This window comes from Nostoc sp. UIC 10630 (assembly GCF_010747425.1).
In the GTDB taxonomy this organism is placed as follows: Bacteria; Cyanobacteriota; Cyanobacteriia; order Cyanobacteriales; family Nostocaceae; genus Nostoc.
In genome coordinates this window covers 1-16,053 of record NZ_JAAGOG010000084.1, presented here as the reverse complement: position 1 = coordinate 16,053, position 16,053 = coordinate 1, and the positions used below count along the sequence as shown (strand labels likewise).

The 16,053-nt window shown below is 41.7% G+C and carries 14 protein-coding genes, 1 pseudogene and 1 riboswitch; of the genes and pseudogenes, 9 read left to right on the top strand and 6 right to left on the bottom strand.

The annotated features are described in order from the left end of the window. Positions 1 to 123: 123 nt before the first annotated feature. A complete protein-coding gene (locus G1O98_RS19590) occupies positions 124 to 405 on the top strand; it encodes a hypothetical protein (RefSeq protein ID WP_163930762.1) in 282 nt (93 codons plus the stop codon). Positions 406 to 510: 105 nt separating this feature from the next. Here the strand turns inward: G1O98_RS19590 and G1O98_RS19585 are convergent, their stop codons facing one another. Continuing rightward, complete coding sequence (locus G1O98_RS19585) at positions 511 to 717, bottom strand: transposase (RefSeq protein WP_275941787.1); 207 nt, start codon at positions 715 to 717, stop codon at positions 511 to 513. Positions 718 to 981: 264 nt separating this feature from the next. Continuing rightward, complete coding sequence (locus G1O98_RS19580; RefSeq protein ID WP_163930760.1) at positions 982 to 1,443, bottom strand: hypothetical protein; 462 nt, start codon at positions 1,441 to 1,443, stop codon at positions 982 to 984. Between the two features lie 558 nt (positions 1,444 to 2,001). Here G1O98_RS19580 and G1O98_RS19575 point away from each other — a divergent pair. Beyond that, positions 2,002 to 5,631, top strand: coding sequence for an AAA-like domain-containing protein (locus G1O98_RS19575; RefSeq protein WP_163930757.1), 3,630 nt, complete (start codon positions 2,002 to 2,004; stop codon positions 5,629 to 5,631). An 87-nt stretch (positions 5,632 to 5,718) separates the two neighbouring features. Here the strand turns inward: G1O98_RS19575 and G1O98_RS19570 are convergent, their stop codons facing one another. The 3 genes from G1O98_RS19570 to G1O98_RS40075 form a co-directional block, all read right to left on the bottom strand. Next, positions 5,719 to 6,462 carry a cobalt-precorrin-6A reductase gene (locus G1O98_RS19570; protein ID WP_163930755.1) on the bottom strand — a complete coding sequence of 248 codons (744 nt, stop codon included), beginning with the start codon at positions 6,460 to 6,462 and terminating at the stop codon, positions 5,719 to 5,721. Then, complete coding sequence (locus tag G1O98_RS19565; protein ID WP_163930792.1) at positions 6,462 to 6,881, bottom strand: DUF1636 family protein; 420 nt, start codon at positions 6,879 to 6,881, stop codon at positions 6,462 to 6,464. The genes G1O98_RS19570 and G1O98_RS19565 overlap by 1 nt, the downstream gene beginning before the upstream one ends. Positions 6,882 to 6,902: 21 nt before the next feature. Then, a riboswitch (cobalamin riboswitch) is annotated at positions 6,903 to 7,068 on the bottom strand. Positions 7,069 to 7,270: 202 nt separating this feature from the next. After that, positions 7,271 to 7,579: a hypothetical protein gene (locus G1O98_RS40075; protein ID WP_228058494.1), complete on the bottom strand. Its 309-nt coding sequence runs from the start codon at positions 7,577 to 7,579 to the stop codon at positions 7,271 to 7,273. On the opposite strand from G1O98_RS40075, the gene G1O98_RS19560 reads away from it, so the two are divergent. The 4 genes from G1O98_RS19560 to G1O98_RS19545 all read left to right on the top strand — a co-directional run bounded on the left by G1O98_RS19560 (position 7,506) and on the right by G1O98_RS19545 (position 10,264). Then, a complete protein-coding gene (locus tag G1O98_RS19560) occupies positions 7,506 to 7,703 on the top strand; it encodes a SemiSWEET transporter (RefSeq protein ID WP_228058493.1) in 198 nt (65 codons plus the stop codon). The two genes, G1O98_RS40075 and G1O98_RS19560, sit on opposite strands and share 74 nt — an antisense overlap. A 143-nt stretch (positions 7,704 to 7,846) precedes the next feature. Next, positions 7,847 to 9,502, top strand: a complete 1,656-nt coding sequence (locus tag G1O98_RS19555; protein ID WP_163930751.1) for a radical SAM protein — start codon at positions 7,847 to 7,849, stop codon at positions 9,500 to 9,502. Positions 9,503 to 9,606: 104 nt separating this feature from the next. Then, a complete protein-coding gene (locus tag G1O98_RS19550; RefSeq protein ID WP_163930749.1) occupies positions 9,607 to 9,795 on the top strand; it encodes a CPXCG motif-containing cysteine-rich protein in 189 nt (62 codons plus the stop codon). A 19-nt stretch (positions 9,796 to 9,814) separates the two neighbouring features. Next, complete coding sequence (locus G1O98_RS19545) at positions 9,815 to 10,264, top strand: SRPBCC family protein (protein ID WP_163930746.1); 450 nt, start codon at positions 9,815 to 9,817, stop codon at positions 10,262 to 10,264. Between the two features lie 26 nt (positions 10,265 to 10,290). Here the strand turns inward: G1O98_RS19545 and G1O98_RS19540 are convergent. Then, positions 10,291 to 11,108, bottom strand: a pseudogene (locus G1O98_RS19540) (SDR family oxidoreductase). 835 nt (positions 11,109 to 11,943) lie between these two features. Between G1O98_RS19540 and crtW the strand changes: the two are divergent. From crtW to hflX, 3 genes are all read left to right on the top strand, one after another. Next, complete coding sequence (crtW, locus tag G1O98_RS19535; protein ID WP_163930744.1) at positions 11,944 to 12,705, top strand: beta-carotene ketolase CrtW; 762 nt, start codon at positions 11,944 to 11,946, stop codon at positions 12,703 to 12,705. A gap of 210 nt (positions 12,706 to 12,915) precedes the next feature. Further along, positions 12,916 to 13,887: a 7,8-didemethyl-8-hydroxy-5-deazariboflavin synthase subunit CofG gene (gene cofG / locus G1O98_RS19530; RefSeq protein ID WP_163930741.1), complete on the top strand. Its 972-nt coding sequence runs from the start codon at positions 12,916 to 12,918 to the stop codon at positions 13,885 to 13,887. A gap of 156 nt (positions 13,888 to 14,043) precedes the next feature. Then, positions 14,044 to 15,789 (top strand): GTPase HflX, encoded by a 1,746-nt coding sequence (gene hflX / locus G1O98_RS19525; protein WP_163930789.1) that lies wholly within the window; start codon positions 14,044 to 14,046, stop codon positions 15,787 to 15,789. Positions 15,790 to 16,053 lie beyond the last annotated feature (264 nt).

Here is a 16,053-nt window from a genome sequence, read left to right as displayed (position 1 = left end):
CATCCCCCCACTCTGTCTACTATTACAAGAGGTAAAGATTAAGTAGCAACTTTGGCAACTGCGGAGACAATGTAGAGTATCTCCTAGTAATTTAGCAAAGTTATAAGCATTGGAGCAAAGCAAATGAATGCTAAACTGATCGCGTTCTCTGGCTTTGTGACGGTATTTTTGGGTGCAGGAATTGGTTTTATTGCTGCTAATTTACTTCCTTGCCCCTACACGAGTCAAATGTATCAAGATTTGGAGCAAAAATACGTTCTTGTCGGTGCAGTTGCTGGTTTGTTAATTGGTTCTAGTCAGGAAATGATTAGAGAACTCAAGCAAGAGCGGGATGCGGAAGAAGACTTGCTCCAAGATTTGAATAAAGCTATTCACTCAAGTAAAAACCCAAAAAATTACGAGTAGTGAAGCGTAAAGCCCCCGCGCTTCTCCCAAGGGGAGACGCTGCGCGAACAGCCGGGGGATATAAGTTTCGACTACGCTCAACTGCCGCGAACAAGCTGAATTTATTCAGCCGTGATGTGGATCATTGATGTACTGTAGGACTTTCTGAGTGCTAACAATTCCAGTAGTGTCAAACATATATAAATGTGTCCACAGACTAGGAAGCTTCATTAACTCTGGAAATTCTTGTCGCAAATATCTTGATGACCGACCTTTAGAGGTTGTTTGAAAAGTGTTTTGCTGTGACTTTGGGATAAGCCAGAAAGCCCTCATGTAGAGACGCGATTTATCGCGTCTCTACAGAGAATGTACTCGTCAATTATTCCTTATTTACATAGGTAGAATACCCTCCGGCTACTCCGTTGGAGAACTTGTAGAGTAGCCGCTTTACGTCAATTGCCCAATTGCCCCTACAATGAGATATTTTTTTGTTGGAATGTCCCGAAATAAGAGTCTGAAACTCTCTTCAATTCTAAAAGAGGCTGCGCGAACAATTTTAAATTAGTTAATAGTTTTGTTAAATTAGCAGTAGCAGAGTTATAAATTAAAAGCTTTCTTCAAATTTTCTGGCTGCGTTACTGCCAAATATTGAGCCGACATTTCCGGTGTGAGTAGTTCTATCATGACTGTGTTTTCCAACCAGAACTCAATAACATCAAAAAAAGAATCGCGGTTACAACGTAACACTCTCCAACCTTCACGTTTACCAATCAACTCAATTTTTTCTTGACTAGAAGAAACTGAAATTGCTGCATGAGTAGCTGTGAACCCAGAAGAAGTAGGATTTTCTGCAAATGTACACTGGTTATCACCTTCACCAGGCATTAGCTGAGTTTTTAATGGGTAAACTTCAATCCCTGTTCCATATTCGTCAAGTGGAAAAACCATATAGCTGCCTGGGTGAGGGAAAAAGGGAAAAGCTTGGCCATTCAAGACTTCAGCTAAAACCTCGGCAACGTGCTGGGGGTTTTTAACAGAAATAGATATGTGATGAATCATACTTAATTACCTCGTACCCCATAATCATAATGAGGCTTATAAATTTTTTGTTTTGTGGAGTGCTTATCTTCCACGAGCAGCTTAATTATCTTTCATCCCATTTTAATTAATTTATGCAGAGAATAAAACAAATTTCCATTTAATTGAATTTGGAAAACCTTGCTTATATTCCTCTATCCTAGTAAGTGATAGCTTACACATGAGTCTTGTAGAGTTATCACAGACGCTTTTATATCCTCCCAACTCACACTACGTTGCCATCTATCACTATCATTTATGGTAATACTCGATCAAACTGCTAAAAAATCCTAACCTGGCAAAGATATACACGAAATGTAGGCACAATTCATGTAGACGCAAAGCGTCTTCTCGTATGGTATTGTTCCTATCTGAAAGTCTTTCTTTTCAGCTATTGTTTACGTAAGTAAGTTGGCACAATAAAATCAAACTATGTAAAAAAATGAACTAGGCTAAAACCCTTATATCTATTGCCTTATCTCAACGACAATTATTTCCGCCCACTTTCTTAAACTCTGTATTTGATAATTACACTTCAGTATGAGATACCAAGTAGGAGGTAGTCTCCGCAGTGACGATCCCACGTATGTTATCCGTGACGCAGACGAAAAACTTTATACTAGCCTGAAAGCTGGGGATTTTTGTTACGTTTTCAACTCTCGCCAGATGGGTAAGTCATCCTTACTACAGCGCACCAGTTATCGTCTTAGAGAAGAAGGCTATAGCTGTGTTTATTTGGATATGACCATCTTAGGTATTGAGGATACTACGCCAGAACAGTGGTACAAAGGCATCATTATCAGCTTGTTCTACAGCTTAAATTTAGCAGAACAGATCAACTTTAAACGTTGGTGGGAGACGCAAAAAGGTATTTCCTCAGTACAAAAACTACACTCTTTTGTTGAAGAAGTTTTACTACCAAACGCCAAAGCCGAACGCATTTTCATCTTTATTGATGAGATTGATAGCCTACTTAGTTTAAGTTTCCCAATTAACGACTTTTTTGCTTGGATTCGTCAATGCTATAATCAGCGACCAGAGAATTCAAACTTTAATCGCTTGGGATTTGCACTATTTGGTGTGGCAAGTCCTTCCGACCTCATCGCTGATAAAGGCCGCACACCCTTTAACCTTGGTAAAGCAATTGAGTTAAACGGTTTTCAACTCTATGAAGCTACTCCTCTGCTTCAAGGAGTAAAGGAAGTAGTCAGTCAACCACAAGCAATACTGCAAGAAATTATTCATTGGACAGAGGGACAACCGTTTCTCACACAAAAACTTTGTAACTTAGTTATTCAAATTGCTGCTGAAAATGCTACAGGAATGATTAGCCTCATTCCAGGTACAGAAGCATTTTGGATTGAGCAATTAGTGAAAACGCATATTATTCAAAATTGGCAATCACAAGACGAACCAGAACATCTACGTACTATAAGAGATCGCCTATTATTCAACGACCAACGAGCAGGGCGGTTGTTGGGTATTTATCAAAAGGTGTTGCAAGCAGAGGAGCAGTTTAGTAGTGGAGGCTTCTCCCAGAAGGAAATGTCATCGAGTAGGGGAGAAGAGTTTTTCACTTTGCCTCATCTTCCTGTTCCGATTGATGATAGTCGAGAACAAACAGAGCTTTTGTTATCTGGTTTAGTAGAGAAACACAACGGCTATCTCAAAATTAAAAATCCCATCTATCGGAGTGTTTTCAATACCGAATGGGTGTTAAAACAATTAGACAATCTCCGCCCTTATTCGCAGACATTTAATGCTTGGGTAGCATCAGGGTATAAAGATGAATCGCGTTTATTGCGAGGACAGGCTCTCAAAGATACTCAAAATTGGATACAGGGCAAAAGTCTAAGCAATTGGGATTATCAATTTTTAGCCGCAAGTCAAGAATGCGAACAGCGCGAAGTGCAAACAGCATTAGAGGCAGCACGGGCGAAAGAGGTAGAAGCACGACTAGCACAGGAGCAAAAAACTGCTAAATTTCAAAGGTTTTTACTAGTTGCAGTGTGTATTGGTTTGCTCGTCTCCAGCATTTTGGGGGTGGGAAGTTTCATTATGTATCGTCAAACCAAAAAAAGCGAAAGTCAAGCTAAGAGCAGCGAAATTCGAGCGCTTGTATCTTCTTCTGCTGGACTGTTTGCTTCCCAACGGAGGTTAGATGCACTTGTAGAAGCAATCAAAGCCAAAGACAGACTGCACAAGCTAGGAACAACTAACTCAAATCTTGCACCTCAAGTTGAAAACGCACTCAGGCAAGCAGTTTATGGAGCAGATGAATACAATCGGTTTTCCGATCATACAGCAAGTATTATGGCGGTAGATGTTAGTCCTGATAGTTCTTTAATTGCCTCAGCCAGTATAGACAATACAGTTAAGCTTTGGCGACGTGATGGTACGGAAGTTGCAACTCTCAAAGGTCATAAGGGAGCAGTTAGAGCAGTAGATTTTAGTTCTGACGGTCAGTTCCTCGCCTCGGCGGGTGAAGATGGCACTATTAAACTCTGGAAACTAGATGGTACTCTGCTCAAAACTTTTAAAGGTCACACCGCTTCAGTTTGGGGAGTAGCATTTAGTCCTGATGGTCAGTTCCTCGCCTCTGCTAGTTGGGATGCAACAGTGAAACTCTGGAAGCGAGATGGTACTTTGCTCAAGACATTCCAAGGTTCTAAAGGTGCGTTTTGGGGAGTCACTTTTAGTCCTGATGGCCAGACTATTGCTGCTGCCAGTCTAGACAGGACAGTAAAACTCTGGAAACGAGATGATTCAGGCTGGCAAAACGCCAAGCCTGTACAAACTCTCGAAGGTCACACTGCTTGGGTTGTAGGAATAGCTTTCAGCCCTGACGGACAGACTATTGCTTCAGCGAGTGAAGACAGAACTGTTAAACTTTGGCGGCGAGACAGCATAAGTAAAAGCTACCGCCTTGATAAAACTCTGCAAGGGCATGATGCCGGAATTTCGGGAGTAGCATTTAGTCCCGATGGCCAGACTATTGCCAGTGCCAGTCTCGACAAAACGATTCAACTTTGGAATATTGATGGTACAGAACTGAGGACGCTTAGAGGGCACAGTGCATCAGTTTGGGGTGTAACTTTTAGTCCAGATGGTAGCTTTATTGCTTCGGCAGGTGCAGAAAACGTTGTCAGGCTCTGGCAAAGTCAAAATCCATTTCAAAAGTCTATCGTTGCACATAAGTCCGGGATTTGGTCAATAGCGATCGCCTCTGATAGTTCAACTATCGCTACAACCAGCCACGAAAATATGGTGAAATTTTGGAGTCGTCAAGGCAAATTGCTCAAAACTATCACTGAAACCAAGGGCGAAGTCTCCGAAGTTTCATTCAGTGGCGATGACAAGTTAATCGCGCTTTTCACTTCCGATGATTCGGTAAAAATCAAGAAGCAAGATGGCACTTTAATTGCTAGTTACAAAAATGTTTACAGCAAATTGACATCAGGGGTGTTGAGTCCTGACGGGCAAACAATTGCAATGGCAGGTGTTGACAAAAATATTCAGATATGGAGGCGCGATCGCCTCTGGCGGGGCGTAGCCCATCGCACCGCGACTTTGCAGGTACTCAAAGGACATCAGGCGGAAGTTTGGCACGTCGTATTTAGTCCAGACAGTCGGCTCGTTGGTTCAGCTAGCAGTGACACTACTGCTAAGTTGTGGACGCTTGACGGCAATTTGTTTAGAACCCTTGTAGGACACTCGGCGGCAGTATGGAGAGTTGTTTTTAGCCAAGATAGTAAAATGCTAGCTAGTGGAAGTGGCGACAACACCGTTAAGTTGTGGACGTTAGACGGCAAGTTATTGAATACATTCAAAGGTCATAAAGCTGGGATTTGGGGAATTGCATTTACTCCTGATGGAAAAATTGTTGCTTCTGGCAGTGTTGATGCCAGCATCAAACTTTGGAAGCTAGATGGTACGGAAGTAACAACCCTCACCGGACATACCGCAGGGATTAGGGTGGTTGCGATCAGCCCTGATGGAACTTTGCTTGTTTCAGGGGGTGATGACAACACGCTCATTCTGTGGAATTTGCCGCGAATTCTTAATCTAGATGTACTGAATTATGGTTGCACTCTGGTGCAGGATTATTTGAAAACTAACACCGCAGTGGAAGAGGGCGATCGCTCCCTTTGTAATATGCCAAATAAATAATTTCTCTCGTTGGGGTGGGTTTTTATTGATGCGATCGCGTTTCGTCTACCAAATTCTCTTGTTTTAGATGGAAAATTTGTACTATCACTAGTTCTGCAATTTGTCAAATAGCCATGCCAAAGCACCTTCAACATCACTAACTTGCTCTCCTGCCGGTATGGCTGGACGATTTACCATCACAACCTTCATGCCCAGTTCTCGTGCTGCAATAATTTTGGGCTTTGTGGCATCGCCACCGCTATTTTTACTCACTATGGTATCAATCTTGTGATCAATCAGGATTTGCCTTTCATTATTGAGGGTAAAAGGCCCGCGATCGCACAATACCATCCCCGGTGGCACTAAGGCATCATCAACAGGAGGATCAATCATCCGCATCAAAAACCAAATTTCCTTTAGATGAGCAAAGGCGGCGAGTTCTTGTCTGCCAACCGTCAAAAATACCCGATGTGCTTGGTTTTGCAGTGATGCGGCGGCGGCTTCAATGCTATCAACTTCCATCCAGCGATCGCCAATTCCTTTTTCCCAAGGCGGGCGTATTAACATCAGACGGGGTACTCTGACTTCATTTGCAGCATCTGCCGCATTGAAAGAAATTTGACTAGCAAAAGGATGGGTTGCATCAATTAATAAGTCAATTTGCATTACTCGCAGATAGCTAGCCAATCCAGCCACACCACCAAAGCCTCCAACCCGTAAATCGCCCAAGGGAACTGATGGTTCACGGGTGCGGCCTGCTAAAGACGTGATTACATCTAACCCTTGAATAGTAGCGACTCTAGCGGCTAGTTCTGCGGCATCTCCTGTACCACCCAGAATCAAAACGCGCATTAGTGAGATAAAGGTGGAATTTTGGCTAAAATGCCCTTCTTCAGGGCTTCTGGACGCTCCGACCAAGGCAGCAAACCATCTGCTTTGACATAGTATTGACTAGCGCATTTTAGTATCGCAGATGCACTATCATCAACGGCTAAATCACCAAACAAATATGTTAATTTACCTTTGGCAGCAAAAGCAACCACACAGGAACGATTACAAGCACTCATGCATTCAACTTCTTGAATTGGGAATTCATCTCGTAACTCCCAATCTTGTGCAAGTTGCTGAAGTTGGTGTAGAAGTTTTTCACCACCACTTTCACCCAAGCGTTTTCCCTCTTGCCAAACGCTAGCACAAGTTTTGCAAACAAATAAAGTATGGTCAGCAACACCCAAGGGATTCGCTGGGGAAATATTCACAGTAGTAGTCATCTGTACCTCGCAGATATGTGGAACTAGTAAATCTATTTCGGCGGGCATCCTGACTCACTCAATTTGAGATATTTAGATTACATCTCAAATTGGTTTACAGTTGCGGGACAGCGCCGGATTTGCACCGAACTTTCCCCGTTACCTCTGGTAGCTGCTCCCCACCAGAACCGAATAACCTTATCGATCATACACTAGGGTTATCTAAGAAAAGGATATAGGACTCATATTTGATTCTTGAAAAAATTCAGTATAGCTCAAAGACCCTTCTTTCCTCTTTCCTATTGCCTCTTGCCTTTCTAGGCAAGTAAGCCACCTTGTGCGAACAAAAATCAAATCGGATTCCTATATTACCTATGCAACAAAATTACAAAAAGCAGCTTCTAAATTTTTCAATCAGTAAAAACTTTATCGAAACAGAATTCAGGAGTCAGGAGCCAGAATACCCTTTCAGGGAAGCAAGCTACAGAATGAATTTTGTGCGACTGGTGGATAGCGCTGGCGGCAAGCGAGTCATCAAGCGTCTTCATTCTGACTTCTGAATTCTTCAATTTATAGGTTTGTATCGCAATGGATTTTTTGACAATTCTAGGATTAGCAGCTGCCACAATAACCACAATCTCTTTTTTGCCACAGATGTTTAAAACATGGCAAACAAAATCAGCAAAAGATGTTTCTTTCTTAACGCTGATTACATTCATAATTGGTATTTTTTTGTGGTTAATTTATGGGATATATCTACAATCTTTACCAATTATTCTTGCTAATAGCGTGACATTGCTTTTTAACTTGATAATTCTATGGCTTAAAATTAAATATAGATAACCCTGCTCATAACTAAAACCTCTGACAGGATAAAAAGGATATATTCTGTGAATAGCAGGAAGAAAAACAATTAATGCTGCCTGTATATAATCTGACTCTAACTGTATTAATTACGAATTACGAATTACGAATTACGAATTATCATGACCTCATCTGTATTTGACTCTGAACGCCTCCTTTTCACCCCCACCACCCCAGACACCAACGCTATTCCCATAATATTCGCCTTTCCCAATGAATATAGCGTAGGTATCACTAGCCTTGGCTATCAGGTAGTTTGGGCAACCTTGGCAATGCGTGATGATGTGCAGGTGAGTCGCCTGTTTACAGATACTCACGAACAACTCCCCAGAACGCCAGAAATTGTGGGATTTTCGATTTCCTGGGAATTGGATTATGTGAATATTTTAAATTTGCTGGAATCTTTAGAAATTCCTATTCAAGCAACTTCTCGTGATGATTCTCATCCGATAATTTTTGGTGGTGGCCCCGTTCTCACAGCTAACCCAGAACCTTTTGCAGACTTTTTTGATGTAATTTTACTGGGAGATGGCGAAAATTTACTGGGAAATTTCATTGAGGCGTACAAAGAAGTAAGAAATGCTTCTAGACAAACTCAACTCAAAAGACTTGCACAAATCCCAGGAATTTATATTCCCAGTTTGTATGAAGTCGAATACCACACAAAAGATGGTGCAATAAAGTCAATTAAACCAATTTCTCCAGAAATTCCCGCAGTGGTGCAAAAGCAGACTTATCGGGGAAATACTCTATCGGCTTCGACTGTAGTCACCGAAAAAGCCGCATGGGAAAATATTTACATGGTGGAAGTGGTGAGAAGTTGTCCAGAAATGTGCCGCTTTTGTTTGGCAAGTTATCTCACACTGCCTTTTAGAACAGCTAGTCTGGAAGATTCTTTAATTCCTGCGATCGCAAAAGGTTTAGAAGTCACAAATCGGCTAGGATTATTGGGGGCTTCTGTAACTCAGCATCCAGAGTTTGAAGCTTTGCTAGATTATATAAGTCAGCCAAAGTATGATGATGTCCGTCTCAGTATTGCCTCAGTGCGAACCAATACTGTAACAGTCCAGTTAGCAGAAACTTTGGCAAAACGAGACACGCGATCGCTTACCATTGCAGTAGAAAGTGGTTCTGAGAAAATCCGGCAAATCGTCAACAAAAAGCTGCATAACGACGAAATTATCCAAGCTGCGATAAATGCCAAAACTGGCGGATTAAAAAGCTTGAAACTCTACGGAATGGCAGGAATTCCTGGTGAAGAAGCAGAGGATTTAGAGCAAACGGTGACGATGATGCGTAATATCAAGAAAGCTGCACCAGGATTACGCCTAACATTTGGATGCAGCACCTTTGTACCCAAAGCGCACACACCATTTCAATGGTTTGGGGTAAATCGTCAAGCAGAAAAGCGGTTGCAGTTTTTGCAAAAACAGCTAAAACCGCAGGGAATAGAGTTTCGCCCAGAAAGCTATAATTGGTCGATTATACAAGCTTTGTTATCGAGAGGCGATCGCAGACTATCCCAACTTCTTCAGTTAACTCGTGACTTTGGCGACTCCTTGGGTAGCTACAAACGTGCTTTCAAACAACTAAAAGGACAAATCCCCGATTTGGATTACTACGTCCATGCTGATTGGTCTACAGAACAAGTATTACCTTGGAACCACTTGCAAGGGCCTCTGCCACAGTCTACACTACTAAAGCATTTGGCTGATGCTCAGAGTTATATCAACCCATCTCCAAAGGAATTACAGCCAGTATTGGGGATTAGGGACTAGGGACTGGGGACTGGGGAATAGAAACTAGGAATTAAAAGTTAATACCCAGTACCCAGTACCCAATACCCATTACCCAGTACCCAGTACCCAGTACCCATGAATTGATGCAAAACACAGCTGAGTATTACTGCGCCTATTGCGGCGAACCGAACTTAACTTTTATTGATTTGAGTGCTGGAGGGCAGCAATCTTATGTAGAAGATTGTCAAGTTTGCTGTAACCCAAATATTTTGTATGTCCGGATTGACGAAGATACCCTAGATATCGAGATTGATACAGAATCAGAAAGTTGAATTTTAGGTTTTTCTTTCCATGCTGCACTTTAAACATTCCTCAGTAATTAATGCCTCACCAGAAGTAGTTTGGAAATTTCACGAAAGGCCAGATATTTTGCAAATACTGAATCCACCTTGGCAGCCAGTCCAAGTGGTTCGTCGTGAGGGGGGGCTGAACGTGGGCGCTATCACCGAATTTCGCCTGTTTCTCGGCCCATTACCATTAACTTGGCTAGCGCGTCATACTGAATGCGATAAATATCGCCTGTTTACCGACGAACAAATATCTGGCCCCTTTGAGTCTTGGGTGCATCGACATGAATTTGAACCGGAAGCTGGCAAAACTAGGCTGACTGATGCTATTTCCTTCTCTATGCCTGGTGGAGAAACAGTTGAATTTGTTAGTGGTTGGTTAGTACAAGTGCAACTAGAAGCAATGTTTCGCTATCGCCATTATGTAACCAAACGAGAATGTGAGTCACGATAGGAAAATATTTTGTTTGGTAGCAAAAATCAATTATCTTGATTCTTCAACCCTTGCCGCGAAACCCACTTTATCAACCCAGGAAACAAGCGATACAAAGCTTGTGAGAAATTCGCCGAACCAACCATCACTTCTGACTTCTTATTCTTGACTGCATCCCAGATAGCATTTGCTACATCTTCAGGCTTCTCCACCACCGGATTTTCAGCACATTCTCAAGCTGTCCACGACGAGTATGAGTATCTTGCTCATCCTTGCCTCGAAAAACTGCCCGTTCCATTAAAGTACTCTTAATTAAATTCGGATAAATCCCACAAACATGAATACCTTTTGGCTGTAGTTCTATTTGTAGCGATTCCGTCAACCCTGTCACGCCGAACTTACTAGTACAATAGGGAACCAAATAAGCACTTGGCACCTTACCACCGATGGAACTTAAATTAACTATAGTTCCACTTCGACGCTGGAGAAAATGAGGCAGAAGAGCATTAATAGTGTGGATATATCCCCATAAATTAGTGTCTATAATTTGATGCCAATCACTAAGAGAAAACTGCTCTACTGGCCCCGATGCAAAGATGCCGGCATTGTTTATCAGCACGTCGATATAGCCATAATTTTCTAATGCCTTTTGCACTAACGCGTTTACCTGAGATGAGTCAGTGACATCGCAAGTAAGCGTTAATGGTGCTGGATAGCCAATGCTTTGCACTTCCTGCGCTAAAGCCTCCAAGCGGTCAGCATGACGAGCTGCAAGTACCAAGTTATATCCTTGCCGCGCAAATAAAAGAGCCGTTGCTTTGCCAATGCCTTCAGAAGCACCTGTAATTAGTACCCTAGGAGCCATACTTTAAGTTTAAAAAACCTATTTACTATTTATTAGTCTGGATAATAACACTTCAAAAACCTTCTAACTTTCGTTGGATTTTTGATTGTATCCAAAATAGATTTTTAGTGAGATTACAAGTTTTTAATAGCAGTTGTTTGGTAAAAATACCTCTGAGCGATAGGCTAATAAAAGCTATTATTGATCTTTTGTTAGATAAATATTTTCTCAACTCCTTAAAATCTCATTCTTTAGAGTTGCATTTACTTTGAAACTAGAGACAGATAGCGTCAAAGAGATAAGTTAAGTAATATGAAGAATGTAATTAGCTCCTTAAGGTAACTTAATAATTGCACTTTATCTTAGTGATAAAACTAAAACCTCGTATCAATAGCAAAAACTGCAATGCTGCTGAACGTGTGCTGACCCCTCACCCTGAAATTTGGAACGACCACCTAAGTATTATTCGTTTTCTAGCTTACCTACTTCGGGAACACCTACAGCCGAGTGCAGTATGCATCAGTACTCATTTCCCCTACCCCTCATTAATCTGACTGTTTTTGTTACAGACTGATTATAAAGGAGCAAAGAAAAGACCCTGGTTATTGCAGATACCAGGTTGAACACTGTCCTCGCTCATATCACCCAAGCTTTTAAGGGAAAACAGTTTTTAGAATAGCAGTTGCTTGTGCAATAATAGTTAAAGTATCTTAATGTTTGTACATATTATTAGAGTATTCGCACTGTCCAATTTAAAACACTGACCACTAATAGAGTTTTCTTGATGGTAGTTAGTGCTTTTTCTATTGACTATAATTTTAGGAATTTTCATCGGAATATTAGGCGGAGTAAAAGCGTGATTCAATTAGAGCAACCACCAAGTCATCAAACAAAATTGACCACATTAGGGAAAAATAAATTTCAGTTCAAGGCACTTTTCATTGCTACGATTATTGTTACTACATGGGTCATTAGCCTGAGTTTATTACTTTCCCTTGACATCTCCAAATTAACATTTTGGATGCTCTTGCCTAGTATACTTTGGCAAACATTCTTATATACAGGATTATTTATTACATCTCATGATGCTATGCATGGGGTAGTCTTTCCCCAAAACACCAAAATTAATCATTTTATTGGGACATTAACCTTATCTTTATATGGTCTTTTACCCTATAAAAAGTTATTAAAAAAACATTGGATACATCACCATAATCCTGCAAGCCAAATAGACCCCGATTTTCATAATGGGAAACACAAAAATTTCTTTGCGTGGTATTTTCATTTTATGAAGGGTTACTGGAGTTGGGGACAAATCATTGCCTTGACTATTCTCTATCACTTTAATAATCACGTCCTCCATATACCCACTGCTAATTTAACTTCCTTTTGGGTGATTCCTTCGCTTTTAAGTTCATTCCAATTATTTTATTTTGGTACTTTCCTACCCCATAGTGAACCCATAGGAGGTTATATTGAGCCTCATCATTCACAAACAATTAACCGTCCAATTTGGTGGTCATTTATCACGTGCTATCATTTTGGCTACCACGAGGAACATCACGAGTATCCCCATGTCCCTTGGTGGCAGTTACCAGAAATTTACAAAACAAAATAGTTCTTGTTTATCTAAATATTTTGGCAACAAGAATGACACGGTAATCTCTAGCATTACCAAAGCATTACCAAATCATTTTTTTAAATTTCTATTGATTCTTATCTCTGTGTTATCTGTACCTCTGCGGTTCATTAAAAAAGTAATTCTCACAACTCAGATAGAATTGCTACATATAGCTTAAACAAGGCATTCTTTGAGATTATCCTAATTATGCCAACTAATAATTCTCGTCTTGTCACCTATAGCCCTGCTTATACAATCGTTCCCACTTACGAGTGCTTTAATCGGTGTAGTTACTGCAACTTTCGTAGTGAACCTGGTAAAATTCCCTGGATGAGTCTTTCAGATGCAAAAAATAGTTTAAAATCACTTCAAAACGAAAAAGTCTGCGAAATCCTCATACTCAGTGGTGAAGTGCATCCCCACTCGTCAAGGCGTGAGGCGTGGTTCAAGCGAATTTATGATTTGTGCGAGTTAGCACTTTCAATGGAGTTTTTACCACATACCAATGTAGGTCCATTGAGTTTTGATGAAATGCAAAAACTCAAGCGTGTTAATGTTTCGATGGGGTTGATGTTAGAACAGTTAACGCCAACATTATTAAATGGTGTACATCGACACGCACCGAGTAAATTGCCAGAAGTTCGTTTACAACAATTACAATGGGCGGGAGAGTTGCAAATTCCCTTTACAACTGGCTTACTGTTAGGAATTGGAGAAACCTCTGATGATTGGTGGGAAACTTTAGAAGCTATATCTAACTTGCACCAACGTTACCATCACATTCAAGAAGTCATCCTGCAACCTCATAGCCCAGGAAATCAGCAAACTTTTGATGCACCTCCTTTTAATCCCCATCAATTACCAGAAGTAATTGCTAAAGCACGTAAGATTTTATCGCCAGATATTACTATTCAAATTCCGCCGAATTTAGTTAAGGATAACTTCTGGTTACTCGCTTGTATCGAAGCTGGTGCGCGAGATTTAGGCGGAATTGGGCCAAAAGATGAAGTGAATCCTGATTATCCCCATATTCAGGAACAGGCTTTGAGAAATATTTTACAACCTGCTGGGTGGGAATTAGTGCCGCGATCGCCAGTTTATCCGCAATTTGATAGCTGGCTATCGGCAGAATTACAAACAGCAGTGAAGCGATCGCGGAATGCTATGTTATTGGTTTAACATTGCTAGACCCATACCACCAAAATAGGTTCAAATCAAGACTATAGGCGATAAATTCCCAATGCATCCCTCAGAAGATATAGATAACAGCCTAAACCCTGTTGTAAAATAGACATAAGAAGGATTTGGGGGGCCATTTACTGGTCATAAACGCCTATAGAAACTATCTACGGAAATCTTCAAGGTTTAAAGTCCAGCCAGCTGAAACAACTACAGCGGCTGTATCACCAGCGTATACCAGGTGATCGCATCACCACGCCTGAGTTTTCCCAGCGTCTGGCAGCAATTAGCACAGAAGTCAATCAGCCTGTTTGCGCCTACATCAACCGTCGCGGACAAGTGATTCGCGTCGGGGTAGGCACACCGCGTCAAACGCAAATACCACCGATGGAATTGCCCCGTTACGGTGCAGAACGACTCAGTGGTATTCGTTGTATTGCCACCCATCTGAAGCCAGAACCGCCCAACGAAGCGGCACTCACGGCTATGGCCCTGCAACGCTTAGATGCCCTAGTTGTCCTAAACATTACCGGAACCGGATTTACACGGCGGGGAGGCGGTGCAACTGGATATGTCAAAGAAGCTTATCTAGCTCATCTAATACCCCAAGAGTCTCGCACCCTGATTACTAGTCCTGCTGCTTTCAAAGTAGAAGAGAGCAAAATTCAAACCCCAAGTTGGAATATATCGCCACCTATGGGTTTGGATGATTTGGCAGACCAGGATTTAGTAGACTTGGTAGAAAATCTGGAAGCAGAATTCCAGCGAGAATTTATTGCCCAGGAAGTAGATGCTGACCACGATCGCGTGCTAATTGTGGGGCTGATGACCAGTGAGACAACTCCCCTACAATTCCAAGACACCCTAGCAGAATTGGCACGTTTAGTTGATACTGCCGGGGGAGATGTATTACAGACAATACAACAAAAGCGATCGCGCGTTCATCCCCAAACAGTAGTTGGCGAAGGTAAAGTGCAAGAAATTGCCCTAACTGCCCAAACACTAGGAGTTAATCTTGTCGTCTTTGACCGCGACCTCTCCCCCTCCCAAGTTCGCAACTTAGAATTGCAAATTGGCATTCGGGTGGTTGACCGCACCGAAGTAATTTTGGATATCTTTGCTCAACGCGCTCAATCCCGTGCCGGTAAATTGCAAGTAGAACTAGCACAGTTAGAATACATGCAACCGCGACTGGCTGGTAGAGGTCGCACCATGTCCAGATTAGGCGGTGGTATTGGGACTCGTGGCCCTGGTGAAACCAAACTAGAAACTGAACGCCGTGCCATTGGGCAGCGTATTTCCCGACTGCAAAAAGAAGTAACTCAGTTGCAAGCCCATCGTTCGCGGTTACGGCAACGAAGGCAGCATCGAGAAATTCCCTCAGTAGCTTTGGTTGGATATACCAATGCTGGTAAGTCTACCCTGTTGAACGCTCTCACAAATGCAGAAGTTTATACAGCCGACCAACTATTTGCCACTCTCGATCCTACCACCCGCCGCCTGGTGATTCCTTATGGCGAAACCAATGAACATCAGGAAATTCTAATTACAGATACGGTAGGGTTTATACACGAACTGCCTGCATCATTAATGGATGCCTTCCGCGCCACCTTGGAGGAAGTAACAGAAGCTGATGCCCTACTGCACTTGGTGGATTTGTCTCACCCAGCTTGGTTGCGTCATATTCGCTCAGTCAGAGAAATCTTAGCGCAAATGCCCATAACTCCTGGCCCGGCGCTAGTTATTTTTAACAAGATCGATCAAGCCAATAGTGAGACACTAGCTTTAGCTAGAGAAGAATTTCCCCTAGCGGTATTTATTTCAGCGAGTCAGCGCTTGGGATTAGAAACCCTACGTCACCGCCTTGCTCAACTAATTGAATATGCCGTTGATAGTAGGTAAATGTTGAGTAACTAATTCAATGTTCGCACTTTATAATTAGTGTCGTGAATATTTAACTTTGGGGAAGGCAATAAATTGCCTTCCCTTATTTATTGCATTTTTATAAGGAAGAGTAGAAAAGTTGAATTATGCTTTTAAACTTTAATTCTCTAGATATTTTTAAAGCATCATTTTAGCATTGCCACACTATAGGAATCATATTTGATTTTTGAAAAAGACTACGAGATAATACTGAGGTAAATATCGGTCTAAGAGTGAACCATG

What these genes read in the sequence shown, in the direction of transcription:
- G1O98_RS19550 (WP_163930749.1), top strand. Translation starts at nt 9,607, where the DNA reads ATGCAAAACACAGCTGAGTATTACTGCGCCTATTGCGGCGAACCGAAC.
- G1O98_RS19565 (WP_163930792.1), bottom strand. Translation starts at nt 6,881, where the DNA reads ATGACTACTACTGTGAATATTTCCCCAGCGAATCCCTTGGGTGTTGCT.
- G1O98_RS19570 (WP_163930755.1), bottom strand. Translation starts at nt 6,462, where the DNA reads ATGCGCGTTTTGATTCTGGGTGGTACAGGAGATGCCGCAGAACTAGCC.
- G1O98_RS19575 (WP_163930757.1), top strand. Translation starts at nt 2,002, where the DNA reads ATGAGATACCAAGTAGGAGGTAGTCTCCGCAGTGACGATCCCACGTAT.
- G1O98_RS40075 (WP_228058494.1), bottom strand. Translation starts at nt 7,579, where the DNA reads ATGAATGTAATCAGCGTTAAGAAAGAAACATCTTTTGCTGATTTTGTT.
- G1O98_RS19555 (WP_163930751.1), top strand. Translation starts at nt 7,847, where the DNA reads ATGACCTCATCTGTATTTGACTCTGAACGCCTCCTTTTCACCCCCACC.
- G1O98_RS19585 (WP_275941787.1), bottom strand. Translation starts at nt 717, where the DNA reads ATGAGGGCTTTCTGGCTTATCCCAAAGTCACAGCAAAACACTTTTCAA.
- G1O98_RS19590 (WP_163930762.1), top strand. Translation starts at nt 124, where the DNA reads ATGAATGCTAAACTGATCGCGTTCTCTGGCTTTGTGACGGTATTTTTG.
- G1O98_RS19580 (WP_163930760.1), bottom strand. Translation starts at nt 1,443, where the DNA reads ATGATTCATCACATATCTATTTCTGTTAAAAACCCCCAGCACGTTGCC.
- G1O98_RS19545 (WP_163930746.1), top strand. Translation starts at nt 9,815, where the DNA reads ATGCTGCACTTTAAACATTCCTCAGTAATTAATGCCTCACCAGAAGTA.
- cofG (WP_163930741.1), top strand. Translation starts at nt 12,916, where the DNA reads ATGCCAACTAATAATTCTCGTCTTGTCACCTATAGCCCTGCTTATACA.